Raw genomic sequence first — 26231 nt, forward strand, 5'->3', positions numbered from 1 at the left:
CTTGACAATCAGGCTCCAGCCTGATTTGCTTAAGGTATGAATACAGCATTTCATTATCTCAGCCTAGACCTACGACTACGACTAACCGATCTCTGAATAGGTCGGGCAATGCAGCCTGCATTGCATTTATCGCGTCAAGGTAAGCTGAGGTATAGAAATGTCTTCAACAGTTTCATCGATCATCAAGCATCCTATCGTGCGTGTGATGGCTGGTTTTGCTTGCCCATCATGCCGCTTTTGCTGCCTTTTTACTGACGCCCCGGTCAACGCTCCGTTGCCGGGGCGTCGTCGTTATGTTCCCGTGCCTGGTCATTTTCGTACCTAGAGCCCTCTGCCTGGAGATCGCGCCATGATGCTCAACGACCCTGCTTCCAAGTACCGTCCCTTCGTCGCCGTCGATCTGCCGGATCGACAATGGCCCAATCACCGTATCGAGACGCCTCCGCAATGGTGCAGCGTCGACATGCGCGATGGTAACCAGGCATTGATCGATCCCATGGATATGGAGCGCAAGCGCCGCTTCTTCGAGCTGCTTGTCGGGCTGGGGTTCAAACAGATCGAGGTGGGATTTCCGTCGGCCTCTCAGATCGATTTCGATTATGTGCGCGAACTGATCGATAACGATCTCATACCCGACGATGTCGCCATTCAGGTGTTGACTCAGGCTCGGCCGCATTTGATCGACCGGACGTTCGAGGCTCTTGCCGGGGCGAGAAAGGCGATCGTGCATGTCTACAACGCCACGGATCCGATGTTCCGTGAGGTCGTCTTCAAGGTCGACAAGCCGGAGTGCATCAAGATTGCGACCGACGCGACTTCCCGGATTCGCCAATTGATGGCGGATCATCCGGAGACCGACTGGACCTTTCAGTACTCGCCGGAGCTGTTCACGTCCACCGAGCTCGATTTTGCTGTCGAGATCGTCGAAGCGGTCATGGATACGTATGAACCCACGACCGACAAGCCGATGATCGTCAATCTGCCAGCGACGGTGGAGATGGCGACTCCCAATCACTACGCCGACCAGATCGAGTGGTTCTGTCGCCATGTCAAGAACCGCGATAGCCTGATCGTCAGCGTCCATCCCCATAATGACCGCGGAACGGGAATCGCGGCGGCCGAACTGGCAGTGATGGCGGGTGCCGATCGCGTCGAAGGCACGCTGTTCGGCAATGGCGAACGTACCGGTAACGTCGATATCGTCACCCTGGCGATGAACCTCTATACGCAGGGGGTGCATCCTGGGCTCGACTTTTCCAATATCACTCCCGTTATGCGCGAGGTGGAATATTGCAACCAATTGCCGGTGCATCCACGCCATCCGTATGTGGGAGATCTGGTATTCACGGCCTTCTCGGGATCGCATCAGGACGCGATCAAGAAAGGCATGAATGAGCGTCGTCAGCATCCTGATGCGATGTGGGACGTGCCGTATCTGCCTATCGATCCGATGGACGTCGGGCGCAGTTACGAAGCTGTGATTCGCGTCAACAGCCAGTCCGGCAAAGGGGGTGTTTCCTACCTGCTCGAACAGGAGCACGGCATTGAACTGCCGCGCCGCTTGTCCATCGAGTTCAGTCAGGTGGTGCAGGAAGTGGCCGAGCGTACCGGCAAGGAAATTACGTCGCGGATGATCTTTCAGGTATTTGCCGATGAGTATCTTGATGCCGATCAGCCGTATGCGTTGATCAGCCACCGCCTGTCTTCCGATCCCGATAGCCCGCATGTGCGTATGGAAGCGATTATCGAGGCACAGGGCGAACGCCAGACCATCGTCGGGGAAGGCAATGGACCACTGGCCGCCTTCATCAAGGCATTGGCGGCGCATGGCGTGGATGCCGAAATCATCGATTATCACGAACACTCCCGAGGCCAGGGCTCGGATGCGGAAGCGATTGCCTATGTCGAAGTCCGCCTCGATGGCAAGGCGGTCTTCGGTGTCGGTATCGACGGCAGTATCACCAGTGCTTCCATGAAAGGCGTGATCAGTGCCCTCAATCGTCACTTGTCGACGACGGAGAAAGTCGCCCCCAATGTCACGGCCGAGACACTGACCTGAGGATAGCGCGAAGGGGGGGCGGCGCCCTCCCTTTCTCTGTCGCTGCTCGTCTACAAGGCTGTCTTGCTCGCTTCTCCCGGAATTTCGCGCACCAGCCGTGGCATCAGAAAGCCGGGCAAGCGGGTGCGCAATTCGTCGATCAAGCGGCGTGCGCCATCATCGGACACGTTGAAATGTGCAGCGCCGCTGACGGGGTCCAGTACATGCAGGTAGTACGGCAGGATACCGGCGTTGAAGAGCCGTTCCGACAGCGCTTCCAGGTCATCGACGCTGTCATTGATGTCGTGGAGCAGGACGCTCTGGTTGAGCAGGGTCACGCCGAGTGCCTTGAGCCGGGCACAGGCAGTGATGACGGCATCATCGATTTCATTGGCATGATTGATGTGTAATACCACAACGGTTTGAAGCCGTGTCCGCGCAAGCCAGTCGAGCAGGGCGTCGTCGACGCGATCGGGAATGACGACCGGCAGGCGGGTATGGATACGCAGGCGTCTCAAATGGGGGATGTCAGCCAGCTGTTCGACGAGCCAACTCAACTGACGGTCGTTGGCGGCCAGTGGATCCCCCCCGGAAAGAATCGCTTCACGTATACTGTCATCCCGCCGTAAGTAAGCCAGGCTGTCCCGCCATTGTGCGCGTGACGGTGAATTCTCCTGGTAGGGGAAGTGGCGACGGAAGCAGTAACGACAATTGATGGCGCAGGCGGGGCTGGCGATCAATAGAACCCGGCCATGGTATTTGTGGATCACGCCCTGACGTGGTGTCTGCGTGGCTTCATCGAGAGGGTCGGTGATGAAGCCTGCAACCGTGTCATCTTCGACGTGGCGTGGCAGAACCTGGCGCAGCAATGGGTCCTGGGGGTCGCCGGGGCGAATTCGCTGGAGATAGGCTTCAGGAACGCGTACCTCGAACAGGGCGTGTCCTCGTTCGGCGCCGGCTAGCCAGCTAGGCTCCAGACCGACTCGACGGCATAGTTCCCGGGGATCACGGATGGCTTGGGCGAGTTGGGTTTGCCAACCGAGGGCCGGCTCATCGCGGGTCGCGATAGTATTGGTCTGCACATTGGCTGGGCTTCGGGTTATCATGCGACACCAGTTACGAAAGGCGAGCAAGGCTCGTTGGACATTCAGCAGCACGGGCATTGAACCCGTCGGCATTTAGTAGCGAGGGATCATGGCAAGCTATTCTACCAATGAATTCAAGGGCGGTCTGAAAGTCATGCTCGATGGCGATCCCTGTGCCATCGTCGAAAATGAATTCGTCAAACCCGGCAAGGGGCAGGCCTTCAACCGGGTCAAACTGCGCAACCTGATGACCGGCAGGGTCTGGGAGCGTACGTTCAAGTCCGGTGAGTCCCTCGAAGCCGCTGATGTGCTCGAACTCGAGATGGAGTATCTCTATACCGACGGTGAGATGTGGTACTTCATGCTCAATGACGGTTCGTTCGAGCAGTACCCGGTAGAGAAACGGGCTCTGGGCGATACCGAGAAGTGGCTCAAGGAGCAGGTGGTCTACACCGTCACGCTCTGGAACGACAATGTCATCAATGTCACACCACCGAATTTCATCGAGCTGGAAGTCGTCGAAACCGATCCGGGCGTCAAGGGCGATACCGCTCAGGGTGGCTCCAAGCCGGCTACGCTCTCTTCCGGTGCTGTGGCGCGTGTGCCCTTGTTCATCAACGAAGGGGAGGTGTTGAAGATAGACACGCGGACCGGGGAGTATGTCGGTCGCGCCTGAATCTCTTGCTGCACCCGGCCATACAGGGATGAGCGATGTCCCAAACTGACTGGCAACCGACGGCATCCATCGAGACGCTTCGAGAGCGGGCGCGCTTGCTGGCCCATACAAGGGCATTCTTCGCTGAGCGCGGGGTGTTGGAGGTGGAAACGCCGGTGTTGGGACATGGCGGAAGTACTGATGTGCACCTGCAGTCGTTGAGCTGCGAGGCGATGACGGATGCAGGGCAGGAGCGCCTATGGCTGCAAACGTCGCCTGAGTTTCATATGAAGCGGCTCCTGGCGGCGGGTAGCGGCCCGATTTTCCAGCTTTCGCGTAGCTTTCGCGACGGCGAGGTCGGGCGGCGACATAACCTCGAGTTCACCATGCTGGAGTGGTATCGGCCAGGCTTGGATCTGGAGGGCATGATTGCCGAGGTCGAGTCGCTGATCCGTCATGTGCTGCCATTCGATCCCGGACCATGCCGGCACTACCGTTATCGCGACCTGTTTCGCGACCGGCTCGGTATCGACCCGCTGACTCGTTCTCTGACCGAATTACGGGATTGCGCATCCCGGCATGGTGGGCTGGACATGAGCCAGGAAGGTCGTGATGACTGCCTGGATCTCTTGATGAGCCTCATTATCGAGCCGGATCTGGGGCAACAGTGTGTGGCGGTGGTGACTGACTATCCGGCCAGTCAAGCTGCATTGGCGCGCCATCATCGCGATGCTGAAGATGGCAGTCTGGTAGCGGCACGTTTCGAAGTTTACCTGGCGGGCCTGGAATTGGCCAATGGGTATGACGAACTCACCGATCCGCAGGAGCAGGCAGCGCGTTTTGCCGACGACAATGCGCGTCGACGGCAGCTCGGTAAGCGGGAAGTGGCGCCAGATCAGCGATTGCTGGCGGCTCTGGAAGCCGGTCTGCCGATTGGCAGCGGCGTTGCCTTGGGGTTGGACCGCCTGTTACAACTCGCCTTGGGAAAAGCATGCGTGCGCGAGGTGATGGCATTTTCCACATCGAATTGCTGACGCCACAGTGGCTCTGAAGCGTCGGTGCTGCGCCTCTCTTCAGGAGTCTTTGCTGGAGCTCGTGGGGAGCGCTTGATCGAGCCGTTCTCCCATGGCGACCTGGGTATCGCCGCCGAGCTCGTCGAAGGTAACCTCGTTACCGAAGCAGACCACGACAGTGGAGCCGAGCTTGAAACGGCCCATTTCCCTGCCTTTCTCGAGCGTGATGGGGGCATCGAAGCGAATGGACTGCACTTGGTCCGATTGTGGTGTCACCTGGCCTGCCCAGACGGTTTCGATGGCGGCAACGATCATGGCTCCGACCAGTACCATGGCCATGGGTCCCTCCTCGGTATCGAACACGCACACCAGTCGTTCGTTTCGGGCAAACAGGTTGGGGACATGATCGGCCGTCGCCTGGTTCACGGAAAATATCCGGCCGGGCACATACACCATTTCCCGTAGCGTTCCCGTGACAGGCATATGGACGCGATGATAATCCTTGGGCGATAAGTAGATAGTGGCAAAGCTGCCCTGGCGAAATGGGGCTGCCCGCCGCATGTCACCGCCCAATAGACTGGTGATCGAATAGGCTTGTCCTTTTGCCTGAATCAGTGTCCCGTGATGAGTTCGCCCCGCTTGCGACAGTGTGCCATCGGCAGGAGAGACGATCCCGTTGCCGATTGGGCGGGCATCGGCTTTCAGTGCACGGGTAAAGAAATCATTGAAGGTGGCGTAGGCGCCTGGATCCGGTTCCAGAGCCTGGCTCATGTCGACCTGAAATCGGCGGATAAAGGCGGTGATGAGCAGTCGCTTGAGCCAGTCGATACGTGTATCGGCCAGCATCCCCACGACACGTGAAATGAGGTGGTGGGGGAGAGGGTATTGAATCAGGGCAAAGAGTTTGGCGCGTGACAAGGAGATGTACTCTGGTTCGGGCTTCGGGCTTCGGGCTTCGGGCTTCGGGCTTCGGGCTTCGGGCTTCGGCATGGCTTGCGAAGCCCGTCATGCTATCAGCGTTCGATCGGTGTGTCGTCGCGATTGCCCCACTCCTGCCATGAACCCGGGTAAGCGCGCATGCGCTCTATGCCCAATGCCTTGCCGACCAGCCAGGTGAATCCGCTGCGATGATGACTTTGGCAATGGGTGACCACCTCCATGTCCGGGGTGATCCCCATGGCTTCCAGCTCGGTGACGAGTTCGACGTAATCGCGGATACGTAAGGCCCGCTCACGATCCATGGCATCGGTCCATTCCATATTCACGGCACCGGGAATATGGCCGAGATGACGGTTCTGACCCTTTTCTCCATCGTATTCTGCCGGCGAGCGAGCATCCCAGATGGCCAGTCCTTTCTCGCCTAGTCGTTCCTGCAGGCTTTCTCGGTCGATAGTGACGGCGGGATTGAGTATTTCGGCCCGGTAATCACTGGGTACGGGCGAATCGTCACCGACCGATTGCGGTAATCCTTCGGCACGCCAGGCATGAATGCCACCATTCAGATAGGAGTAGCGCTCGTGCCCGATCAGCTCCAGTGTCCAGAGCAGCCGTCCTGCCCAGCCGCCGCCTTCGTCGTCGTAGGCGACGACATGGCTGTCGCGTGTCAGGCCCAGCGATGAGAACAACGCCGACAATGCTTCGGTATCAGGCACCTCGGTGGGAATGTCCCCGCTGCCGCGCAACAGTCGCCGATGATCGAGAAACACGGCCCCTGGGACGTGCCCCTCGGCGTAGTTCTCGGGTTTCAAGGGAACATCGATGATCAGCAGTTCGGGGTTGTCGAGATGAGCTGCCAACTGATCGGGTTCGACGATCAGAGGGAGCAGGTTGTCTTCTGAACTCATGAGGAACTCCTCGATGGTGGAGAGAGCGTCTTGGCTCTGTCTATAAAATGACTGCGCTCGCCCAATACGGCGTTAAACGTCGGCTCACAATGCCTATCCACGCTAGGACAAGCCCGCCTCTGTGCCGATGTTTGCCTGATCTGGCCATCGCTCGTCGATCGTTCAGACAGACCTTGGAATAATATGCTAATGATGGCATAAGCGCAGCCGGATGGCACAAGCCATGGCTCATGTTCGCCGTTCGCCAGTCAGTCATGGATGCCAAGACTGCCCAGGATGCGCCGGTAACTGGCGAAGCGCTCGGGATGAATATCCCCGCGCTCGACGGCAGCGAGTAGGGCGCAACCGGGTTCGTGCTGATGCCGGCAATCGCGAAAGCGGCATTGGCCAAGGAATGGACGGAATTCGATGAACCCCTCCGTGACTTGTTGCGCATCGAGATGACCCAACCCGAACTCGCGGATGCCGGGGGAGTCGATCAGTTCTCCACCGGTGGGCAATGGATAGAGTTGAGCGGTCGTGGTCGTATGCGTTCCTTTACGAGCATCACCGGAAAGCGCTCCGATCCGCAGTGATGTGTCGGGAAGCATGCGGTCGATAAGTGAGGACTTACCCACCCCACTCTGGCCGACAAATACGGATGTCTTGTCGGTCAACTGTCGGTACAGATCGTCGAGCCCCGCGCTTTGCGCCGTCGTCGCCCGGATAGTGGGATAGCCAAGTGCTGCGTAACGCGACAACAAGGGGGCGAGTTCGCCACGCTCGCCTGGCAGCAGGTCGCACTTGTTGAGTACCAGCACCGGTGGAATACCTGTCGCTTCGGCAGCAACCAGATAGCGATCGATCAGATTGGGGTGGGGTTCCGGTTCGACCGCAAACACGATCAGTATCTGGTCGATATTGGCCGCCACGGGTTTTAGCTGTCCCCGTGCATCCGGACGCTCCAGGACGTTGCTGCGTTCTGTGCGAGCGACGACGACGCCGCTGTCGTCGTCGGCAGCACGCCAGACGACATGATCGCCGGTCACCAATCCGTCAAGGTTGGCGCGTAGGTGGCAGCGATGATGGTGGCCGTCGTCGGCGGCACGGACCTCAAGACTGTGGCCGAAGTGAGCGATTACTCGCCCTTCGCGCTCGGCACCGAGCTCGCCTGCCATGAGCCGCGAGGAGTCTGCCTGATCCCGTTTTGTAGCTCGGGTCGCACGTTCGGCCTGGATCTTTTCGATTCGCCAGCGTTGCTGGCGAGTCAGTTTGCGTTTGTTCATTCGCACCCAAAGCTTTGTACAATAGACTCGAATTCTACCCAGAGGCAGGGGGTGTTGTCCGCCTGCAACGTCAAGGAGAGCCGGATGTCTCAACCACAAGCCCCACGTGATGATCTACTGGTCTGGATCGACCTGGAAATGACTGGGCTGGATCCTGAACGCGAACGTATCATCGAAGTGGCGACCTTGATTACCGACAATCATTTGAATCTGATTGCCGAAGGACCGGTCATTGCCGTTCATCAGCCCGATGCATTGCTTGACGGGATGGACTCGTGGAATCGTAAGACGCACGGCGAGTCGGGGTTGATCGAGCGCGTCAAGGAGAGCGCCACCGATACTGCCGACGCCGAACGTTTGACGCTCGACTTTCTGAAGACCCATGTCAAACCTGGATCGTCACCGGTATGCGGCAATAGTGTGCATCAGGATCGTCGTTTTCTCGAACGTGAGATGCCCAATCTGCTGACGTTTTTCCACTACCGTAACCTGGATGTCTCTACGGTGAAGGAGCTCGCCAGGCGTTGGAACCCCAGTGCCTTGAAAGGATTTGAAAAGCGCAACGCTCACCAAGCGCTCGATGACATCCGGGAATCGGTCGCTGAGCTGGCGCACTATCGAGACACGTTCATACGCCTGGTGCCAACCAGTGACGAAGAAGAGTGAGGACGAGTGCTGGTGCCGTTCGTCACCCTTTCGCAATCATCCGTTGCCGCTTTTCCGTCTGACGTGCGAGTGCCCAGCGAACGTGCTCACGCACGAGGTCGGAAGGGTAAGCAAGCCGGGCCCGTAGTGCGGCTTCGACTTCCGTACTCCAGGGGGCGTTTCCCAGCCCCACCGCCAGGTTACGCAACCAGCGTTCATAGCCGATGCGGCGGATCGGGCTGCCTTCGGTCTTGGCCAGGAACTCTTCACGGCTCCAGCCAAAGAGCGTGATCAGGTCAATGCGATCGAGATCATGTCGAGGGGCAAAGTCGCCCTCGTCACTGACTCGTGTAAAACGCGTGAAAGGACAGACGAGCTGGCAGTCGTCGCAGCCGTAGACACGATTGCCGATCGCTTCGCGGTATTGCTCGGGGATGCTGCCTGGCAATTCGATGGTCAGGTAGGAGATGCAACGGCGTGAATCGACCACCTTGTCATCCACGATGGCACCGGTAGGGCAGGCGGTCTGGCATGACGAGCAACTGCCGCAGTGCTCGGCCTCGAAGGGTTGATCCACGGGCAGCGGAAGATTCGTATAAAGTTCCCCGAGGAAAAACAGTGACCCCGCTTGCGGGTTGAGGAGCATCGAGTTCTTGCCGAACCAGCCAAGTCCGGCTTTTTGCGCAAGTGCTCGCTCCATGACCGGTGCCGAGTCGACAAAGGCACGATAGCCGAACTGGCCGACCTCGTCTTCGATGAGCTTGGCCAGTTGCGCCAGACGCTTGCGTATGACTTTGTGGTAGTCGCGCCCTACGGCATAACGCGAGATATAAGCACGTTCCGGTTGTCCTAGCACTTTGGTGGTTTCGACTTCCGGAGGGAGGTAGTCCATGCGGACACTGATGACGCGTATCGTGCCGGGTACCAGTTCGGCCGGCCGTGTTCGTTTGCGACCGTGCTTGGCCATGAAGTGCATCTCACCGTGATAGCCATTCGCCAGCCAGCGCTCGTGATAGCGTTCGTGTGTCTCAAGATCGGTATCGGTGATGCCGACTTGCTGAAATCCTAGCTCGCGCCCCCAAGTCTTGATGAGGACGGCGAGTTCGTTGAGATCAGCATCATTCAGTTGGCGTTCGGCGGCGGATGACATGATAGTGAAAATATCGTGGTGTTGTACGGTCCGTACTTTGGCTGGCGCGGTGCTCACCCTACACTAGTACAAGACCCTCATGCCATGCACGGAGACGCATATGTCGACCTTGTCATCATCACTGTATCTGGCGGAACAAGTGCGTGAGCTGGATCGTCGCACCATTGCCGAAGAGATGAATGGTGACGGTTTCGCGCTGATGAAGCGAGCGGGACGGTCGGCGTATCGGGCCTTGCGGCGGCGTTGGCCGCAGGTCAGGCGGGTAACGATTGCCTGTGGTGCCGGAAACAATGCCGGGGATGGTTATGTCGTGGCGGCGTTGGCTGCCGCTGATGGCCTGGATGTGCAGTTACTGGCCTTGCGTGATCCTGCGTCGCTGTCCGGCGATGCGGGGAGAGCTGTTACCATGGCCGGCGATGCCGGCGTCGAGGCCCTCGCCTGGCAGGCTGACACGCCTCTCGAAGGGGAGGTCATCGTCGATGCCCTGTTAGGCACCGGACTTGATGGAGCGGTACGCGAGCCTTACGTCGGTGCCATCAGGGCGATCAATGAAAGCCGTTTGCCGGTGCTGGCTGTCGATATTCCTTCCGGTCTGTCGGCGGATACCGGAGTGGTGCTGGGGACGGCCGTCAGGGCCACGATGACGGTCACCTTCATTGCCGATAAGCTCGGCCTGCATACGGGGGCAGGCCCGGCCCATGTCGGTGAGCATCGGCTGGATACGCTGGAGGTCATGGCGCCATCGCATGCCGATCTGATACCAGTGGCACGGCTGCTTTCATCGACACAACTGGCGGCATGGTTGCCGCCGCGTCTTGCCGATGGACATAAAGGCGATTACGGCCATGTGATGGTCGTAGGGGGGGCACCAGGATTCGGCGGCGCTGCGCTGCTGGCTAGCCGTGCTGCGGCGCGACTCGGTGCCGGGAAAGTCAGCCTGGCGACCGCGCCGGAACATGTGACTGCCAGTCTCGTGTCCTGTCCTGAGGTCATGGTGCATGGGGTGCGCAGCGTCAGCGAACTGACGCCCTTGCTCCACGGTGCGGACGTGATAGCCGTGGGACCGGGCCTTGGAACGGGAGCCTGGGGACAAGGCATGCTCCAGGGCGTGTTGGATGCCGGCCGTCCTCTGGTCGTGGATGCCGATGCAATCAATTTGCTGGCGGCCACTGCGACGGTGATGAACCGGGATGACTGGATTCTCACGCCTCACCCAGGGGAAGCGGCACGGTTGCTGGGTTGGCAGGCCGATGATGTTCAAGCCGACCGGGTGGTAGCGGTACGACGCTTGCAGCAAGCGTGTGGTGGTGTGGTGGTGCTCAAAGGCAGCGGGACACTGGTTGGCGATGGTCGTGACATCATGGTCTGTCCCTATGGTAACCCGGGCATGGGGAGTGGTGGCATGGGGGATGTGCTCACCGGCATGATAGCGGCCATGGCGGCGCAGGGGTTGTCGCTTGAGCGAGCGGCTTGCGCGGGTGTGATAGTGCACTCGCTGGCAGCGGACGATGCGGCGCATGAAGGCGGTCAACGTGGCTTGCTGGCCAGTGATCTGGCATCCTATGCGCGTTTATGGATCAACCGGCAGGTGCATGGCCCACCTGGCTCGGCCTGATGGAGGATACACTGCCCGATGGAAGACGTGATTCTCCCCGACGAAAATGCTCAGGTCCGCTTCGGCGAGGCTCTGGGTGAGGCGCTTCAAGGTCAGGGGCTGGTGTATCTCGAGGGAGATCTGGGGGCCGGCAAGACGACGCTGACTCGAGGCGTGCTGCGTGCATACGGTCACACTGGTGCGGTCAAGAGCCCGACCTATACGTTGGTGGAGCCCTATCAACTGGCTCGGGTCACTCTCTATCATTTCGATCTGTACCGGTTGGGTGATCCGGAAGAATTGGAGTTCATGGGAGCCCGCGACTTGTTGGGAGAAGGCAATGTGAGCCTGGTCGAATGGCCAGGACGTGGCGAAGGGTGGTTGCCGCTCCCGGACCTCTGGTTGCACTTGGGTGTGATGGCGCCGGGACGCCGAGTGTCCATGGTGGCATACAGTGAACACGGCAAGCTGACGTTACAGCAGCTTACCGAGAACCTGGCATACGTATATGGCCCTACCAAGGTGAGTCATGGAACGTCATAGGGCGCGTCGTAGCATGGGTGTGAAATATCGCGGTGATGGACAGAGTCCCGACAGGTCTCCGGTGCGTGGCGGGGCATACCGTCGAGTCGGCTGGTCAACGCTGCTGTTGGCCATCGTATTGATGCCATGGTCGGCCCTGGCGGAGGCTGCGCAGGTGGACAATGTGCGTCTGTGGGCGGCACCGGACCATGCGCGACTCGTCTTTGACCTGTCGGAAGCCGCGGATGCCAATGTCTTCATGCTCGATGATCCGGAGCGACTGGTCATCGATCTCGATGATAGTCGTCTGAAGGCGGATATCGACGGTCTCGATCTTGAGGGCAGTGCCATCAGCGGCATCCGAACGGGCGTCCGTGAGGGCGATGACCTGCGTGTGGTTCTGGATCTGGAGAGACCCATCGAACCGCGCAATTTCTCCCTGGCCCCCAATGATCAGTATGGCCACCGTCTCGTCGTGGATCTGGAGTACCCTGGCGAGAGTGCCGTTCAGGATCCCATTGATCCCATCGAGGCGATGATCCGTGAGCAGGAGATCGCTGCCGATAGGGCGCAGGCCCAGCACCGGATGGAAGGACGCGACGGCGAAGAGGCGGCGGTCGATGCACTGCAACAGGCGCAGCCTCACCCCAAACGCGATATCATCATTGCCATCGATGCCGGGCACGGTGGTGAAGATCCCGGGGCCATTGGCCCGAGTGGTACGCGTGAAAAGGATGTCGTGCTCGATATCGCGACTCGGTTGCAGCGTCGGGTCAATGACGCCGAAGGGTTCAAGGCAGTGATGATCCGTGATGATGATTATTATGTGGGACTGCGTGAGCGAACACGAATAGCGCGACAGCAGAAAGCGGATTTCTTCGTGTCGCTTCATGCTGATGCATTTCGCAGCTCTCAACCCCATGGCAGTTCGGTGTTTGCCTTGTCGCAACGCGGTGCGACGTCAGAGACGGCCAAGTGGTTGGCAGAGAGTGAAAACCAGGCCGATCTCATCGGTGGCGTCGACGGCAATCTGTCGCTGGATGACAAGGATGAAGTGCTGCGTGGTGTCCTGCTGGATTTGACGATGACGGCGACCTTGAATGATTCACTGTCCATCGGGGACCGGGTCCTGGGTCAGTTGGGGCAAGTCAATCATCTGCATAAGTCCCAAGTGGAACAGGCGGGGTTCATGGTCCTGAAATCGCCGGATATTCCTTCGTTACTGGTAGAGACCGGCTTCATTTCCAATCCCGATGAGGAGCGACGGCTCTTGGACCCTGCCCATCAGGCCGAGATGGCCGATGCGATATTCTCCGGTATGCTGACTCATTTTGAGAACAACCCACCGCCGACGAGTCTGCTTGCCTGGCAACGGGACCAGAACCGCGGGGAATCCAACAATGAGTACCGTATCCAGCCTGGCGATACCCTGTCGGAAATTGCATCACGGCATCAGGTGCCTGTAGCACAACTCAGGCAGGTCAACGAGATCAACGGTGATATCATTAGAGTCGGTCAGGTGCTGCAGATACCCAACTCATAGCCTGTCCTCCATCATCGAGTGGCGCCATGGCTTCCCGAAGCGTTTCGGCATGTGGCGTCGCTCTTTACCCCGATGTGGAACGATATGTCCGAGCACCGATACATACGTACTCTCGACCCCCGTTTATCCAACCAGATCGCCGCCGGAGAAGTGGTCGAGCGACCGGCGTCCGTGGTCAAGGAACTCGTCGAAAATGCAATCGATGCCGGCAGCGAGCGAATCGACATCGAGCTGGAAAATGGTGGTACACGCCTGATTCGCATACGCGATGATGGTGGAGGCATCGCCGAGGAGGATTTGCATCTGGCCCTGTCGCGGCATGCAACCAGCAAGATTGCATCGCTGGAGGATCTGGAAGGCGTCGCGAGTCTTGGCTTTCGAGGTGAGGCATTGGCGTCGATCAGTTCGGTGTCACGCCTTGAACTTGTCTCCAACATCCACGCTGACCCACAGCAGGGTTGGCGCGTCGTCGCTGAAGGGCGGCAGATGGAGCCGCGTTTATCACCGGCGCCCCATCCGCGCGGTACCTCGGTCACCGTGCGCGATCTGTTTTTCAATACGCCGGCGCGTCGCAAGTTTCTGCGTACAGAAAAGACCGAATTCGGCCATGTGGAAGAGGCCTTTCGCCGTTTGGCGCTGTCGCGATTCGATATCGGCCTGACTTTGAAGCATCAACAGAAGACGCTCCATCAGCTACGCCCAGGGAACGATACGGCAGCTCATGAGCGCCGTGTGTCGGCATTATTGGGTTCCAGGTTTCTCGACAATGCCCTGCATCTGGATATGGAAACCGGTGGGATGCGCCTCTGGGGGTGGGTCGGTTTGCCGACACATTCCCGTGCTCAGGCCGATCAGCAATATTTCTTCGTCAACCGTCGCGTCGTGCGCGACCGACTGGTCGCGCATGCCATCCGTCAAGCGTATCGCGACGTCCTGTTTCACGGTCGCCATCCGGTCTTCGTGCTGTATCTGGAGGTCGACCCTGCGGTGGTGGACGTCAATGTCCATCCGACCAAGCACGAGGTTCGTTTTCGTGACGGACGCATGGTCCATGACTTTCTCTTTTCCAGTCTGCATCGGGCACTGGGCGAAGCCAAGCCCAGTGCCGAGTCTCAGGAAACGCCGGCGGACGATGCGGCAGGAGACGCTGACAAGTCGCCCAGCGACGCAACGCAACCGGCGTCGCCACAATGGCAACAACAGCCCATGGCCTTGAACTCAGGAAGCGATACCTCAAGACCGACCGCCAACCGCGTACGCCAGTTCATGGCCGGGTATCAGGCGTTGCATCCCGATCACGAGGAAAGCTTGCTGACACCGCAGGCTGGACCCTCCGCTGACACGCCAAGGCGCGAGGTGGAACGTGAGGCCGAGATGCCGAGCGCGGACGCTGCGGCATGGCCGGCACCGGATGACGCCACGCAGGCGCCACCGCTCGGATATGCGGTTGCGCAACTGCACGGTGTCTATATCCTGTCGCAGAGTCCGCGTGGCCTGGTACTGGTCGACATGCATGCCGCTCATGAACGAATCACCTATGAGCGGATGAAGGCTCAGGTTCATGGTGGCCAGCTCGACGCACAGGCGCTGCTGATGCCGGTTTCCATCGCGGTAACTGCACAGGAAGCGGAGACCGCCGAGCGTGAGCGTGACGCTTTCACGCGTCTAGGGGTCGAGCTCGATGCGGCCGGTCCCGAAACGTTGCTGGTGCGACAGTTACCTGCGATGTTGGCCGACGCTGATGTCGAGCCACTGATTCGCGATATGCTGAGTGAGTTGGAGCGTTATGGGCGCTCGGATCGCTTGCAGGCACATATCGACGATATACTGTCGACCATGGCCTGTCATGGAAGCGTCAGAGCCAATCGTCACCTGACACTACCCGAGATGAATGCCTTGCTGCGCGACATGGAGCGTACAGAGCGCAGTGGCCAGTGTAATCATGGCCGCCCAACCTGGTGTGAAATGACCATGAATCAACTCGACAAACTCTTCCTGCGTGGCCAATGAACGCTGGTGATTCTCGTCCTTTGGCGATATTCCTGATGGGAGCCACGGCATCCGGCAAGACGGACTTGGCCATCGAACTCCAGGAGCGGTTCGATTGTGAGCTCATCAGTGTCGATTCGGCGATGGTCTATCGTGGCATGGACATCGGTACGGCCAAGCCGAGCCGGAACGAGCTGGCGCGTGCTCCCCACCGTCTTATCGATATACGTGAGCCTTCCGAACCCTATTCGGTGGCGGAGTTTCGTGAGGATGCGCGTCACGAAATGCGACAAATTACCGCATCAGGGAGAGTGCCTCTGCTCGTCGGGGGAAGCATGCTTTATTACAAGCATCTGGTCGATGGAGTTGCCAACTTGCCCTCGGCCGATGCCGAGGTCAGGCAGAGGCTTCAGGCATGGAGTGAGCAAGAGGGGCTGGGGGCGCTACATGCCGAGCTGGCCCGCGTCGATCCACCGTCGGCCGCGCGGATCGGCGACAATGATCCTCAGCGCCTGATGCGTGCTCTGGAGGTCTATCGCTTGACCGGGAGGCCCCTGAGTGAACTGTGGCGTGAACAACGTCCTGAAACCTTCCCGTGGCGTATACTGTCGATAGGGTTGGCTCCCGCTGATCGCCGGGTTCTGCATGAGCGTATCGCGAACCGCTTTACCCGCATGCTCGACAATGGATTTCTCGATGAGGTTGGCGCGTTGCGTGAGCGGGGAGACCTTCACTTGGGGCTGCCGTCGATGAAGAGCGTTGGTTACCGTCAGGCCTGGGAATATCTCGATGGCTATGGTGATCTTGAAACGCTTCATCAGCGGGGGGTGATAGCAACGCGGCAACTGGCCAAGCGCCAGATTACCTGGATGCGAGGATGGAAAGGGTTGCACTGGGTGGATGCGCAACGTAAAGAAGCGTTTCCCGAGGTGTTGAAGATCGTGCGCGCAAGCACCACATAGCGTAACATGGCAGGTTCGATCGGACGGCCATGGCCTATAGACGATTTCTTGCGCCGGTCCGTCATAGAGACTCGGCGAACGAGAAGAACGACATCAATCAAAGAGACAGTTTAGGGAGAGCAAAATGTCCAAAGGGCAGTCCCTTCAAGATCCGTACCTGAACATTCTGCGCAAGGAGCGCATTCCGGTATCGATTTTCCTGGTCAATGGCATCAAGTTGCAGGGGCAGATCGAATCCTTCGATCAGTTCGTCATTCTTCTGCGCAATACCGTTAGTCAGATGGTTTACAAGCACGCTATCTCAACGGTGGTGCCGTCGCGTAGTGTAAGATTGCCGGCTCAGGACCCTGCGGCGCCTGAGGAAAGTTGATCGCGAGGTAATGATTGTTTTTTGAGCGACCCGATGTCGGCGAGACGGCGATACTCGTCCATATTGATTTTCAGGACGACCAGGCGCGTGAAGACTCGGGAGAATTTCTCGAATTGGTGCGCTCCGCTGGAGCCGAACCGCTATCGATGATGAACGGGAGTCGGCGTCGCCCCGACTCCCGTACCTTTATCGGCAGTGGCAAGCTGGATGAACTGCGCGAACGTCTGATCGAGCATCGTGCCGAGTTGGTGATTTTCAATCATGCGCTCAGCCCCTCGCAGGAGCGAAACCTGGAACGCGAGCTGAAGTGCCGAGTCTTGGACCGGACTGGCTTGATTCTGGATATTTTTGCCCAGCGTGCACGTACCCACGAGGGGAAGCTGCAGGTGGAGCTGGCGCAACTCGAATACATGTCGACTCGACTAGTACGGGGTTGGACACACCTTGAGCGCCAGAAGGGGGGGATCGGGCTGCGCGGGCCTGGGGAAACTCAGCTCGAAACCGACCGCCGTCTGTTGCGTGGGCGTATCAAGGCGATCCATAAACGGCTCGACAAAGTGCGTAGCCAGCGTGGCCAGAACCGCCGTGCTCGTGCTCGTGCCGAAATTCCCAGCGTGTCGTTGGTCGGGTATACCAATGCTGGCAAGTCGACGCTGTTCAATACCATGACGCAGTCGTCGGTCTATGCGGCGGATCAGTTGTTCGCGACGCTGGATCCGACATTGCGGCGTCTTGAAATCGCGGATGTGGGTCCCGTCGTCCTGGCCGATACCGTCGGGTTCATCAGACATTTGCCCCACAAGTTGGTCGAAGCGTTTCAGGCAACCTTGCAGGAAGCCGCCGAAGCCTCCTTGTTGGTGCATGTTATCGATGCGGCGGACCCCGACCGGGAATACAACGTTGAACAGGTCCAGGGCGTGCTACAGGAAATCGGTGCCGAAGGCGTACCGACGCTGCTGGTCATGAACAAGATAGATCTGTTCGATTCAGCACCACGCATCGAGCGTGACGGAACAGGGATGCCTGAATCCGTATGGCTGTCGGCACAGCGGGGTCAGGGGATCGATCTACTCAATCAGGCGCTTTCCGAGTGTCTGGCCGAGGATGTGCTGGATACCCATTTGACGTTGTCGCCCACTCAAGGACGGTTACGAGCCGGGTTGCATGAATTAGGCGCCGTCAATGAAGAACATTTTGATGAACAAGGCCGAAGTCTACTGGACATCCGCCTCCCCAAACGTGATTTCATGCAACTGCTGTCACGCTTGGATGAAAATGCCGATGACTATTTGTCGTCGGAACAACGTGACAAACCGGTCTGGGAACCCTGATGATGCGGGATGCATCCAGGGAGTTCATGCTCGGTAACGCAAAGCGCAACCAATAGCGCGGTATGCGATGTTGCGGCGTACCGCTGTGACTGATGTCTACGGGTCGAGTAACGCAACGCCTATAGTGGAGAGGACGTATGGCTTGGAACGAGCCTGGCGGTGGTAATCAGCACGACCCCTGGAGCGGCGGTGGCCGACGAGGGGGTGGTGGCAACGGCGGTGGCAAGAACCAGGGGCCGCCTGACCTCGACGAGGCACTGAAGAAGTTTCAGGATAAAATCAATAAGCTGCTGGGCGGACGCGGCAAACGTGGCAGCGGTGGTAAAGGCAGCGGAGGCGGTGGTCGCCGCAACAGCTTTACCTTACCGGGACTGTTGCTCGTCGTGGCCGCCGCGATATGGGCCGCCAGCGGTTTCTATCTGGTCGATCAGTCTGAACGGGGGGTCGTGCTGCGATTCGGTGAATACCTCGAAACGGTGACGCCGGGCTTGCACTGGAATCCGCCGCTGATTGACGACGTGCGGATGGTGAACGTGACTCGAGTACGCTCTCTGACGCAGACGCAATCGATGCTGACGCGTGACGAAAACATCGTTGAAGTCGAAATTTCGGCGCAATACCAGGTCGCGAATCCGCGCGATTACGTACTCAATGTGCGTGATCCGGAACTGAGCATCGATAATTCCCTGGATTCCGCGCTGCGACATGTGGTCGGCGGCACCGAGATGATCGATATCCTGACGTCAGGACGTGAGATTCTTGGCAGTTCCGTGGCCAGTCGTCTGCAGTCGTATCAGGAAGCCTACGGCACGGGTATTCGGTTGCAAACGATCAACATTGAATCGACATCCGCGCCCGAGCCTGTCATTGACGCGTTTGATGACGTGATCCGTGCCCGCGAGGATCGCCAGCGTACGATCAACGAGGCCATGGCCTATGCCAATGCGATCATTCCGGAAGCGCAAGGTCGGGCACAGCGGCTGATCGAACGTGGCCAAGGCTATCGTGAATCCGTCGTCGCCGAAGCGCAGGGTGCGGCGAATCGCTTCAACTCGTTACTGACTGAATATCAACAGTCGCCCGAGTTGATGCGCGAGCGCCTCTACCTGGATGCCGTCAGCGAGGTAATGGGCAGAACCGACAAGGTGTTGCTCGATGTCGATGAAAGCAGCCCGGTCATGTACTTGCCTTTGGATCAGTTGCGCAGCGGTAGCGGATCGGGTAGCCGATCAAGCGAGGATGACAGTCTTAGTGACAATGAGGTCGATGCGGAATTGCTGGAGCGTATGCGAAGCCAGCAACAAAATAGCAGCAGTAGTGGCACAAGCAGCGGTCTCCGCAGGGAGGGTCGGTAATGATCAATAATCGTTCCTTGCTGATCGTCGCCGGGCTGGGTGCCCTTGCCTGGTTGGGCAGCAATTCGCTGTACATCGTCGACGAGACCGAGCGCGCACTGAAACTGCGCTTTGGGGCAATCGTTGAAGAAGATATCCAGCCGGGGCTGCATTTCAAGATCCCGATAACCCAGACTGTGCGCAAGTTCGACTCCCGCGTGCTGACCTTGGATACGGATCCGAGCCGCTATCTGACGCTGGAGCAGAAAGCCGTCATCGTCGATTCCTACGTGAAATGGCAGATCGTCGATCCGACGCGCTATTACGAAGCCACGTCGGGGGATGAAATGACGGCGCTTGGGTTGATCCAGCCACGTGTCGACGAAAGCCTGCGTAATGAGTTCGGGCGGCTGGACCTGCAGGAAATCATCTCTGAAAAGCGGGATGACCTCATGACCAGTTCGGCCGAAGAGCTGGATGAACTCATGCGTAACGAACTGGGTGTGGCGATTCGTGATATCCGGGTCAAGCAGATAGATCTACCCGATGACGTCTCTTCGGCAGTGTATGAGCGGATGCGCTCCGAGCGTCAACGCGAGGCACGTGAATGGCGGGCCCAGGGGTCAGAAGAGGCCGAACGCATTCGAGCCAACGCTGATCGTCGTCGCGAAGTGCTGCTTGCACAGGCTGAAGAGCGAGCCGAGACATTGCGTGGTGAAGGGGATGCAGAAGCGGCCGGGATCTACGCCGGAGCCTATCAGCAGGATCCTGAGTTCTTCAGTTTCTACCGTAGCCTGAATGCGTATCTCGATAGCTTCGATGGCGAGGGAGACATGATGGTTCTTGAACCGGACAGTGACTTCTTCCGCTATCTGAACCAGTTCGAATCGCTCGAGGAAACCGGAAATGGCGGGGAGTAACTCCCCCGACCCGGCGTCAGGTGGCGCCGGGTTACCCATTCCGGGTTCATCACTGCGCTAAACATGGTAGACTCCATAAACCGGGCATGGCCCGGTTTTTTTGTGGGTCCGCCCCTCGACTATGAGCTGAACGATTCTGGCAGGATAGCAATATGACCATCGCTGACCGCTGGCTGCTTCCCGACGGTATGGATGAGGTGCTGCCGCCTCAGGCCGCACGCATGGAAGAGCTTCGACGTGCCTTGCTTGATCTCTACTACCGTTGGGGGTACGACCAGGTGATGCCGCCACCGGTAGAATTCCTGAATTCGCTATTGACGGGAACCGGTACCGACCTGGATCTGCAGACGTTCAAGCTGACCGATCAGCTCACTGGCCGTATGATGGGAGTCAGTGCAGACGTGACACCACAGGTGGCACGCATGGATGCCCACTCCCTGAAACGCCAGGGCCCGGTACGCCTGAGCTATTGCACCAATGTCCTGCGCGCCAAGGCAGATCAGTACCAGGGTGGACGCAGTCCGGTTCAGGTCGGTGTCGAACTGTTTGGTCACGCCGGCCAGCAAGCGGATCTGGAAATTCTGAGATTGGCACTGTCCAGCCTGGTCGTCGCAGGTGGGAGCGAAATTCATCTGGCCTTGGGCCATATCGGTATCTATCGGAGCCTGGTTCAGGCGGCTGAGCTGGATGCTGCCCAGGAACGTGCTATTTTCGAGGCGTTGGAACTGAAGTCGCCGGGCGATTTGACGCGTCGGGTCAAGGAGAGTGTGTCGGACTCCGCCTTGTCCGAGATGCTGGTAGCGCTGGCTGAACTTCATGGCGGCACCGAGGTGCTCGAAGAGGCTCGCAGCGTGTTTACTGAAGCGCCGGCGGCCGTTGAGGCTGCATTGGATCAACTCGAGACGTTGATCGCAGGGGTGCGCTCGGATTATCCCGACGTCGACTTGTACATCGATCTTGCCGAATTGCGTGGCTACCAGTATCACACTGGAATGATGTTTGCCGCGTATGTGCCTGGTTACGGACAGGCGATTGCCAAAGGCGGCCGCTATGATGATACGGGGCGGGCCTTTGGTCGCGCCCGGCCGGCAACCGGATTCTCGATGGATCTCAAGTTATTGGCGTCATTGGCTATCGAGCCGTCCTCTCCTGATGGTATCTGGGCGCCTGCGGACGAGAGTCCGGAGCTTCGCGATGCCGTGAATGCGTTGCGGGCAAGCGGTGAACGCGTCGTGCAAGCGCTGCCCGGACAGCGTACGGGCCCCGAGCAGCACTGTTGCAACCGGCAATTGGTGCAGGAAAACGGAACCTGGCAGGTGTCTTCCCTGGCCTAGACAAGATCACTCACGGGTTCGCGAGGCCAACCGGGAATCCTTGACCGAGAGACGATAGCAATGGGCAAGAATGTAGTCGTGTTGGGCACCCAATGGGGTGACGAAGGAAAGGGCAAAGTCGTCGATTTGTTGACGGAATCGGCCTCGGCCGTAGTGCGTTTTCAGGGGGGGCACAACGCGGGCCATACCCTGGTCATCGATGGTGAGAAAACCGTATTGCACTTGATCCCGTCGGGCATTCTGCGTAGCGACAAGATCTGCGTCATCGGCAATGGGGTCGTGCTGTCGCCGGAAGCCTTGATTGATGAAATCCGGGAGCTGGAAGCGAAGCAGGTGCCGGTACGAGAGCGGCTGCGGCTATCTCCGGCCTGTCCACTTATCCTGCCCTATCATGTGCGCCTCGACCAGGCGCGTGAGCGAGCGCGTGGAATTGCCAAGATCGGCACCACTGGACGTGGCATCGGGCCCGCGTACGAAGACAAAGTGGCGCGTCGAGGGTTGCGGTTGGGAGATATACTGCACCGTGAGCGTTTCGCGTCCAAACTCGGTGAAGTGCTCGACTATCACAATTTCGTCCTTCAGCACTATCACGGGGAGGCGCCGGTCGACTTCCAGGAGGTACTGGACGCTGCCATGGACATGGCCGAGGAACTGCGTCCGATGGTCCGTGATACCGTCAGTCTGGTTCATGACTTGCGCAAGTCGGGAGCGAACATCCTGTTCGAAGGAGCACAGGGTTCGTTGCTCGACATCGACCACGGTACCTATCCCTACGTGACGAGCTCCAATACAACGGCAGGGGGAACCGCTACCGGGTCGGGCGTCGGGCCCTTGTATCTGGATTACGTGCTGGGTATCACGAAGGCCTATACGACACGTGTCGGTTCCGGTCCCTTCCCGACGGAGTTGTTCGATGAATTTGGCCGCCACCTGGCGGAGCGGGGCCATGAATTCGGCGCCACTACCGGCCGGGCTCGCCGTTGTGGCTGGTTCGACGCCGTTGCCCTGCGCCACGCCGTGCAGATCAATTCGGTGACCGGTCTTTGCTTGACCAAATTGGATGTACTGGATGGTCTTGAGAACATTCGTGTGTGCGTCGGTTACCGTAGCAAAGATGGCGAGGTGCTCGATGCCCCCGTGGACTCCGAGGGCTATGAAGCGATCGAACCCGTCTATCAGGATCTGCCGGGCTGGAGTGGGTCGACCCTGGGGGCCAAGCGGATCGAGGATCTGCCTGACAATGCCCGTTCCTATATCAGCTTCCTGGAAGAGCAGGTGGGCACGTCGATCGATATCATCTCTACCGGTCCGGATCGGATGGAGACGATCGTGTTGCGTGATCCATTCGACGCCTGATCGCGACGATACATTGTGAGCGGTATGCTGCAGAGGCGCCCTGTGGGCGCCTTTTCATGCCGGGCCGATTGATCGACGTCGTGAGTCAAACGTCATCCGTTCTTCAGGATAAGGCGTTCAACCTATGGCTTGACCCGCTTGGTCTCGGTCGCAAAAACGCTTAGTCCCAACCAGGTTTGCATATTCGCTTTCAAGTGTTGAGTGCCCGTCAGCGTGAGCTTGTTCCTGTCAATGGCCTCCTGAACGGTCATGATTCCCATCCAGATAGCGGTCATGCTGCGTAGGTCACTGACGACATAAAGGTCGATATCGAAGCCGGGGTCCCGCTGACAGAGATCGACCACCACCTCATTCTCGATGTTGTCGATGACCAGCCACCACCTTGATTGCCCGCGGACGACATCATGGTACAGAAATTGAATCGTCACTCTGTGTGATGGTAGTGGTCGGGGATCAAGATTGCGTCTCATATCCCACATGAGCAATGACGGATCAAGGTTCTTCATGGATAGCTGGGATTCAAGCCACCGTTGTCCCCAGCGGCCCATCGACATGATGACCGGACGCAGCTCGTGACCGGCTTCCGTCAGCTCGTACAGCGGAGTTCTGCCATCCGGGTCGATACGGCGCCTCACGACGCCCAGGTCTTCCAGCGAACGCAGTCGTTTCGAGAGCAAGGCAGGCGAGATGAGCGGCAGCCCCCTGCGCAGATCATTGAACCGGTGACTGCCGTTTAACAGTTCTCGGATGACGAGAATGGTCCAGCGGGTGCCCAGCACCTCGGAGGCCATGGCCACGGGGCAAAATTGTCCATATCCCTTTTCAGCCATATCAAACCCTCCGTTTGGCATTTCACCGGGGCAAGTGCGTGCAGCAAGGCAGACGGTATTCCAGCAAAGCCATGTCGGTTCAGATAGTGAATCAACAGTGGTGACATTCACCGGCTATCTTTGGTTACACCCACTGGTTTCATGGTGGCAGGGCCCGTTCCAGAGCGCCAAGGTTGCAATGAAGGCGTCGTGCCGGAGACAGACCGGGGGAAGCGGGTGTATCTCGACCACACACCTGGAGGAATCAAGATTATGCATGCCAAGATGCTGGATGGTCGCGAGATCGATTTATCCTCGGAGCAACTCGATCGTTTGCGCACACAACTGCAAGGACACGTCTTGTTGCCTGGCGAGTCAGGCTATGAGGCGTCTCGCTCGCTATGGAATGCCATGATCGATCGGAAGCCTGCCGTCATCGTGTGCTGTCTCGGTACGACTGATGTCATGGCGGGTATACGCTTTGCCCGTGAGCACAACCTGTTACTTTGTATCAAAGGAGGAGGACACAACATCGCGGGGATGGCTGTTGCCGACGGTGCGTTAATGCTCGATATGTCTCCGATGCGTGGAGTTTGGGTGGATCGTGAGAGACGAATAGCCCATGCCCAGGCGGGGTGTATTCTCGCTGACGTAGACCGAGAAACGCAGCTACATGGCCTGGCGACGGTGCTCGGTTTTGTTTCTACCACCGGTATTGCTGGGCTCACGCTGGGAGGAGGGTTCGGTTACCTGACACGGCGTTGGGGATGGACGACGGATAATGTGATCGGAATGGACGTGGTAACCGCTGATGCAGAGCTGGTGCACGCTAGCCAGGATGAAAATCCTGACTTGTTCTGGGCACTGCGTGGCGGTGGAGGCAACTTCGGTGTGGTAACCGGGTTCGACTACTGCTTGTATCCTGTTGGACCTGAGGTCGTAGGTGGTATCGTCGCCTGGCCTGCCAGCGAAGCGAAGGAGGTCCTCGAGCTCTATCGTTCCCTCGCCGAAAAGGCGCCTCCCGAACTGACGTTGGTGGCGTTTCTTCGCCCGGCGCCACCCGCCCCCTGGTTGCCACCAGAGCGACATGGTACGCCGATCGTGGCTATTCTCGCCTGTTATAGCGGTGACCCGAACGAAGGGGAGGAAATAGTGGCGCCGATCAAGACATTCGGGAACCCCATTGGTGATGTGCTCGTGCGTCGCCCCTATTCACAGGTGCAGACGTTGCTCGATGCGACGCAGCCGAAGGGGCGACGTTATTATTGGAAAAGCGAGTATCTGGCCCACGTCGATTCCCGGATGTGCGAAACGATGATCGAACACGCTCAACGCATTCGTTCACCCCACTCGGCAGTCGTGCTTTTTCAGTTGGGCGATGCCTTGAGTCAGCATGATGATGAACATTCTCCGGTCGGTAATCGAAGCGCTCGTTATGTGTTCAATGTGACCGGTGCCTGGGAGGAGGCGGCTGAAGATCGGATGCATATTGAGTGGGTTCGGGAGGCATGGCGGGAACTGCAACCATTTTCGACTGGCGGGACGTATATCAATTTCCTGACTGAGGACGAGGGGCCGGAACGTCTGGAGGCCGCCCTCGGTACGTCAGCGTTACGCCACCTGGCTCAGGTGAAAGCTCACTGGGACCCGGAGAATCGGTTGCAGATCAACAGGAACATCGTTCCCCGGTGAGCGAGGCGCAGCGAATGGGTCCTCGAAATGACGCAGAACCGGGCGCCGTCATCGGTGCCCGGTTCTGCGTACGCGAAGAGAGGGATACTTGATAGTTTTGTTGAATAGGAATGATTGCCATTTTTGATGGTATCGTCGTCGAATGTGTCGCTATCTGGAGCGCTATCATCACCAATCGCCGCTAACGCGGTTAGAAGGCTTCACATTGGCTTTATACAGGACTAAAATGGTACTCAATCGATGTCCAGAGGCGTCGCAAGGCGCCAGGAAGTTACGGCATGCTCAAGCTATCACGACTGACTGACTATGCAGCGGTGATCATGGCGCAAATTGCTCGCCATCCGGATTACCCTCATGCGGCTGCGGAGTTGGCCGAAGCGGTAACGCTGCCGTATCCGACAGTCAGCAAGACCCTGAAGATGCTGGTAAAAGCCAATTTGCTGGTGTCGCAACGAGGCGCTCAAGGGGGATATCTGTTGGCTCGACCTGCATCAGACATCAGTGCCAGCGATATCATCAGCGCCATGGAAGGGCCTGTGGCCATGACGGAATGCAGTCATGCTGACGGTGACTGTGAGTTAATGGCGACGTGTGGTGTGGCCGATAACTGGCAACGTGTCTCTCAGGCCATCCGTACGTTTCTGGATGGAGTGACACTGGCGCATCTGGCCCAGACGACACCGATCAAGTTACCCGTACACTTACCCATACAAACCGTGACGTTGGCCGCCGAGGCCAGCCGCTGACACTCAAGACCCGAGCACAGGGCTCGATAGCAAC

General features: G+C 58.5%; 23 protein-coding genes. 17 read left to right on the forward strand and 6 right to left on the reverse strand.

All coding sequences use genetic code 11. From position 1 onward, the window contains the following. The first annotated feature begins 349 nt into the window (after positions 1-349). Entirely contained in the window at positions 350-2059 is a 1710-nt protein-coding gene (leuA, locus tag FVV99_RS13225; RefSeq protein WP_148254565.1) for a 2-isopropylmalate synthase, read from the forward strand. 50 nt (positions 2060-2109) lie between these two features. Here the strand turns inward: leuA and epmB are convergent, their stop codons facing one another. Continuing rightward, a complete protein-coding gene (gene epmB, locus FVV99_RS13230; RefSeq protein WP_148254566.1) occupies positions 2110-3144 on the reverse strand; it encodes an EF-P beta-lysylation protein EpmB in 1035 nt (344 codons plus the stop codon). An 88-nt stretch (positions 3145-3232) separates the two neighbouring features. Between epmB and efp the strand changes: the two genes are divergently transcribed. Next, on the forward strand, positions 3233-3799 hold the full coding sequence (efp, locus tag FVV99_RS13235; RefSeq protein ID WP_148254567.1) for an elongation factor P: 567 nt from the start codon (positions 3233-3235) through the stop codon (positions 3797-3799). Between the two features lie 35 nt (positions 3800-3834). After that, positions 3835-4812 (forward strand): EF-P lysine aminoacylase EpmA, encoded by a 978-nt coding sequence (gene epmA / locus FVV99_RS13240; RefSeq protein WP_148254568.1) that lies wholly within the window; start codon positions 3835-3837, stop codon positions 4810-4812. A 39-nt stretch (positions 4813-4851) separates the two neighbouring features. Here epmA and asd read toward each other — a convergent pair whose 3' ends face one another. The 3 genes from asd to rsgA form a co-directional block, all read right to left on the reverse strand. Then, positions 4852-5715 carry an archaetidylserine decarboxylase gene (asd, locus tag FVV99_RS13245; protein WP_148254805.1) on the reverse strand — a complete coding sequence of 288 codons (864 nt, stop codon included), beginning with the start codon at positions 5713-5715 and terminating at the stop codon, positions 4852-4854. 89 nt (positions 5716-5804) lie between these two features. Then, positions 5805-6635, reverse strand: a complete 831-nt coding sequence (locus FVV99_RS13250; protein ID WP_148254569.1) for a sulfurtransferase — start codon at positions 6633-6635, stop codon at positions 5805-5807. A gap of 248 nt (positions 6636-6883) precedes the next feature. Further along, positions 6884-7900, reverse strand: a complete 1017-nt coding sequence (gene rsgA / locus FVV99_RS13255) for a small ribosomal subunit biogenesis GTPase RsgA (protein ID WP_148254570.1) — start codon at positions 7898-7900, stop codon at positions 6884-6886. Positions 7901-7984: 84 nt separating this feature from the next. Here rsgA and orn point away from each other — a divergent pair, with 84 nt between their 5' ends. Then, the gene (gene orn / locus FVV99_RS13260; RefSeq protein ID WP_148254571.1) at positions 7985-8566 is read left to right on the forward strand and encodes an oligoribonuclease; all 582 of its coding nucleotides are present in this window, start codon (positions 7985-7987) and stop codon (positions 8564-8566) included. Positions 8567-8588: 22 nt separating this feature from the next. On the opposite strand, the gene queG is transcribed toward orn, so the two are convergent. Then, positions 8589-9695 carry a tRNA epoxyqueuosine(34) reductase QueG gene (queG, locus tag FVV99_RS13265; RefSeq protein ID WP_148254572.1) on the reverse strand — a complete coding sequence of 369 codons (1107 nt, stop codon included), beginning with the start codon at positions 9693-9695 and terminating at the stop codon, positions 8589-8591. 100 nt (positions 9696-9795) lie between these two features. Here queG and FVV99_RS13270 point away from each other — a divergent pair, with 100 nt between their 5' ends. The 11 genes from FVV99_RS13270 to FVV99_RS13320 all read left to right on the forward strand — a co-directional run bounded on the left by FVV99_RS13270 (position 9796) and on the right by FVV99_RS13320 (position 22950). After that, positions 9796-11310, forward strand: coding sequence for an NAD(P)H-hydrate dehydratase (locus tag FVV99_RS13270; RefSeq protein ID WP_148254573.1), 1515 nt, complete (start codon positions 9796-9798; stop codon positions 11308-11310). Between the two features lie 18 nt (positions 11311-11328). Then, positions 11329-11832, forward strand: a complete 504-nt coding sequence (gene tsaE / locus FVV99_RS13275; RefSeq protein ID WP_148254574.1) for a tRNA (adenosine(37)-N6)-threonylcarbamoyltransferase complex ATPase subunit type 1 TsaE — start codon at positions 11329-11331, stop codon at positions 11830-11832. A 121-nt stretch (positions 11833-11953) separates the two neighbouring features. Beyond that, positions 11954-13354 (forward strand): N-acetylmuramoyl-L-alanine amidase, encoded by a 1401-nt coding sequence (locus FVV99_RS13280; protein WP_148254806.1) that lies wholly within the window; start codon positions 11954-11956, stop codon positions 13352-13354. Between the two features lie 84 nt (positions 13355-13438). Beyond that, positions 13439-15364 (forward strand): DNA mismatch repair endonuclease MutL, encoded by a 1926-nt coding sequence (gene mutL / locus FVV99_RS13285; RefSeq protein WP_148254575.1) that lies wholly within the window; start codon positions 13439-13441, stop codon positions 15362-15364. After that, positions 15361-16305 carry a tRNA (adenosine(37)-N6)-dimethylallyltransferase MiaA gene (gene miaA / locus FVV99_RS13290; protein WP_148254576.1) on the forward strand — a complete coding sequence of 315 codons (945 nt, stop codon included), beginning with the start codon at positions 15361-15363 and terminating at the stop codon, positions 16303-16305. Before mutL ends, miaA begins: the two co-directional genes overlap by 4 nt. Before the next feature lie 124 nt (positions 16306-16429). Further along, positions 16430-16675 carry an RNA chaperone Hfq gene (hfq, locus tag FVV99_RS13295; protein ID WP_148254577.1) on the forward strand — a complete coding sequence of 82 codons (246 nt, stop codon included), beginning with the start codon at positions 16430-16432 and terminating at the stop codon, positions 16673-16675. A gap of 14 nt (positions 16676-16689) precedes the next feature. Then, positions 16690-18006, forward strand: a complete 1317-nt coding sequence (gene hflX / locus FVV99_RS13300) for a ribosome rescue GTPase HflX (RefSeq protein WP_148254578.1) — start codon at positions 16690-16692, stop codon at positions 18004-18006. 137 nt (positions 18007-18143) lie between these two features. Then, positions 18144-19361 carry an FtsH protease activity modulator HflK gene (hflK, locus tag FVV99_RS13305; protein ID WP_148254579.1) on the forward strand — a complete coding sequence of 406 codons (1218 nt, stop codon included), beginning with the start codon at positions 18144-18146 and terminating at the stop codon, positions 19359-19361. Beyond that, positions 19361-20260, forward strand: coding sequence for a protease modulator HflC (gene hflC / locus FVV99_RS13310; RefSeq protein ID WP_148254580.1), 900 nt, complete (start codon positions 19361-19363; stop codon positions 20258-20260). The genes hflK and hflC overlap by 1 nt, the downstream gene beginning before the upstream one ends. 152 nt (positions 20261-20412) lie before the next feature. Further along, the gene (locus tag FVV99_RS13315) at positions 20413-21594 is read left to right on the forward strand and encodes an ATP phosphoribosyltransferase regulatory subunit (RefSeq protein ID WP_148254581.1); all 1182 of its coding nucleotides are present in this window, start codon (positions 20413-20415) and stop codon (positions 21592-21594) included. A gap of 60 nt (positions 21595-21654) precedes the next feature. Continuing rightward, a complete protein-coding gene (locus FVV99_RS13320; RefSeq protein WP_148254582.1) occupies positions 21655-22950 on the forward strand; it encodes an adenylosuccinate synthase in 1296 nt (431 codons plus the stop codon). 122 nt (positions 22951-23072) lie between these two features. Here FVV99_RS13320 and FVV99_RS13325 read toward each other — a convergent pair whose 3' ends face one another. Next, the gene (locus FVV99_RS13325) at positions 23073-23780 is read right to left on the reverse strand and encodes a winged helix-turn-helix transcriptional regulator (RefSeq protein ID WP_148254583.1); all 708 of its coding nucleotides are present in this window, start codon (positions 23778-23780) and stop codon (positions 23073-23075) included. Between the two features lie 252 nt (positions 23781-24032). On the opposite strand from FVV99_RS13325, the gene FVV99_RS13330 reads away from it, so the two are divergent. Beyond that, positions 24033-25451, forward strand: coding sequence for an FAD-binding oxidoreductase (locus FVV99_RS13330; protein WP_148254584.1), 1419 nt, complete (start codon positions 24033-24035; stop codon positions 25449-25451). A 278-nt stretch (positions 25452-25729) separates the two neighbouring features. Beyond that, entirely contained in the window at positions 25730-26197 is a 468-nt protein-coding gene (locus tag FVV99_RS13335) for an SUF system Fe-S cluster assembly regulator (protein WP_148254585.1), read from the forward strand. Positions 26198-26231 lie beyond the last annotated feature (34 nt).

It is taken from the genome of Aidingimonas lacisalsi (assembly GCF_008079445.1).
Lineage (GTDB): Bacteria > Pseudomonadota > Gammaproteobacteria > Pseudomonadales > Halomonadaceae > Aidingimonas > Aidingimonas lacisalsi.

Coding starts and splice junctions, on each gene's coding strand:
- leuA (WP_148254565.1), top strand. CDS start 350: ATGATGCTCAACGACCCTGCTTCCAAGTACCGTCCCTTCGTCGCCGTC.
- epmB (WP_148254566.1), bottom strand. CDS start 3,144: ATGATAACCCGAAGCCCAGCCAATGTGCAGACCAATACTATCGCGACC.
- efp (WP_148254567.1), top strand. CDS start 3,233: ATGGCAAGCTATTCTACCAATGAATTCAAGGGCGGTCTGAAAGTCATG.
- epmA (WP_148254568.1), top strand. CDS start 3,835: ATGTCCCAAACTGACTGGCAACCGACGGCATCCATCGAGACGCTTCGA.
- FVV99_RS13250 (WP_148254569.1), bottom strand. CDS start 6,635: ATGAGTTCAGAAGACAACCTGCTCCCTCTGATCGTCGAACCCGATCAG.
- rsgA (WP_148254570.1), bottom strand. CDS start 7,900: ATGAACAAACGCAAACTGACTCGCCAGCAACGCTGGCGAATCGAAAAG.
- orn (WP_148254571.1), top strand. CDS start 7,985: ATGTCTCAACCACAAGCCCCACGTGATGATCTACTGGTCTGGATCGAC.
- queG (WP_148254572.1), bottom strand. CDS start 9,695: ATGTCATCCGCCGCCGAACGCCAACTGAATGATGCTGATCTCAACGAA.
- FVV99_RS13270 (WP_148254573.1), top strand. CDS start 9,796: ATGTCGACCTTGTCATCATCACTGTATCTGGCGGAACAAGTGCGTGAG.
- tsaE (WP_148254574.1), top strand. CDS start 11,329: ATGGAAGACGTGATTCTCCCCGACGAAAATGCTCAGGTCCGCTTCGGC.
- FVV99_RS13280 (WP_148254806.1), top strand. CDS start 11,954: ATGCCATGGTCGGCCCTGGCGGAGGCTGCGCAGGTGGACAATGTGCGT.
- mutL (WP_148254575.1), top strand. CDS start 13,439: ATGTCCGAGCACCGATACATACGTACTCTCGACCCCCGTTTATCCAAC.
- miaA (WP_148254576.1), top strand. CDS start 15,361: ATGAACGCTGGTGATTCTCGTCCTTTGGCGATATTCCTGATGGGAGCC.
- hfq (WP_148254577.1), top strand. CDS start 16,430: ATGTCCAAAGGGCAGTCCCTTCAAGATCCGTACCTGAACATTCTGCGC.
- hflK (WP_148254579.1), top strand. CDS start 18,144: ATGGCTTGGAACGAGCCTGGCGGTGGTAATCAGCACGACCCCTGGAGC.
- hflC (WP_148254580.1), top strand. CDS start 19,361: ATGATCAATAATCGTTCCTTGCTGATCGTCGCCGGGCTGGGTGCCCTT.
- FVV99_RS13315 (WP_148254581.1), top strand. CDS start 20,413: ATGACCATCGCTGACCGCTGGCTGCTTCCCGACGGTATGGATGAGGTG.
- FVV99_RS13320 (WP_148254582.1), top strand. CDS start 21,655: ATGGGCAAGAATGTAGTCGTGTTGGGCACCCAATGGGGTGACGAAGGA.
- FVV99_RS13325 (WP_148254583.1), bottom strand. CDS start 23,780: ATGGCTGAAAAGGGATATGGACAATTTTGCCCCGTGGCCATGGCCTCC.
- FVV99_RS13330 (WP_148254584.1), top strand. CDS start 24,033: ATGCATGCCAAGATGCTGGATGGTCGCGAGATCGATTTATCCTCGGAG.
- FVV99_RS13335 (WP_148254585.1), top strand. CDS start 25,730: ATGCTCAAGCTATCACGACTGACTGACTATGCAGCGGTGATCATGGCG.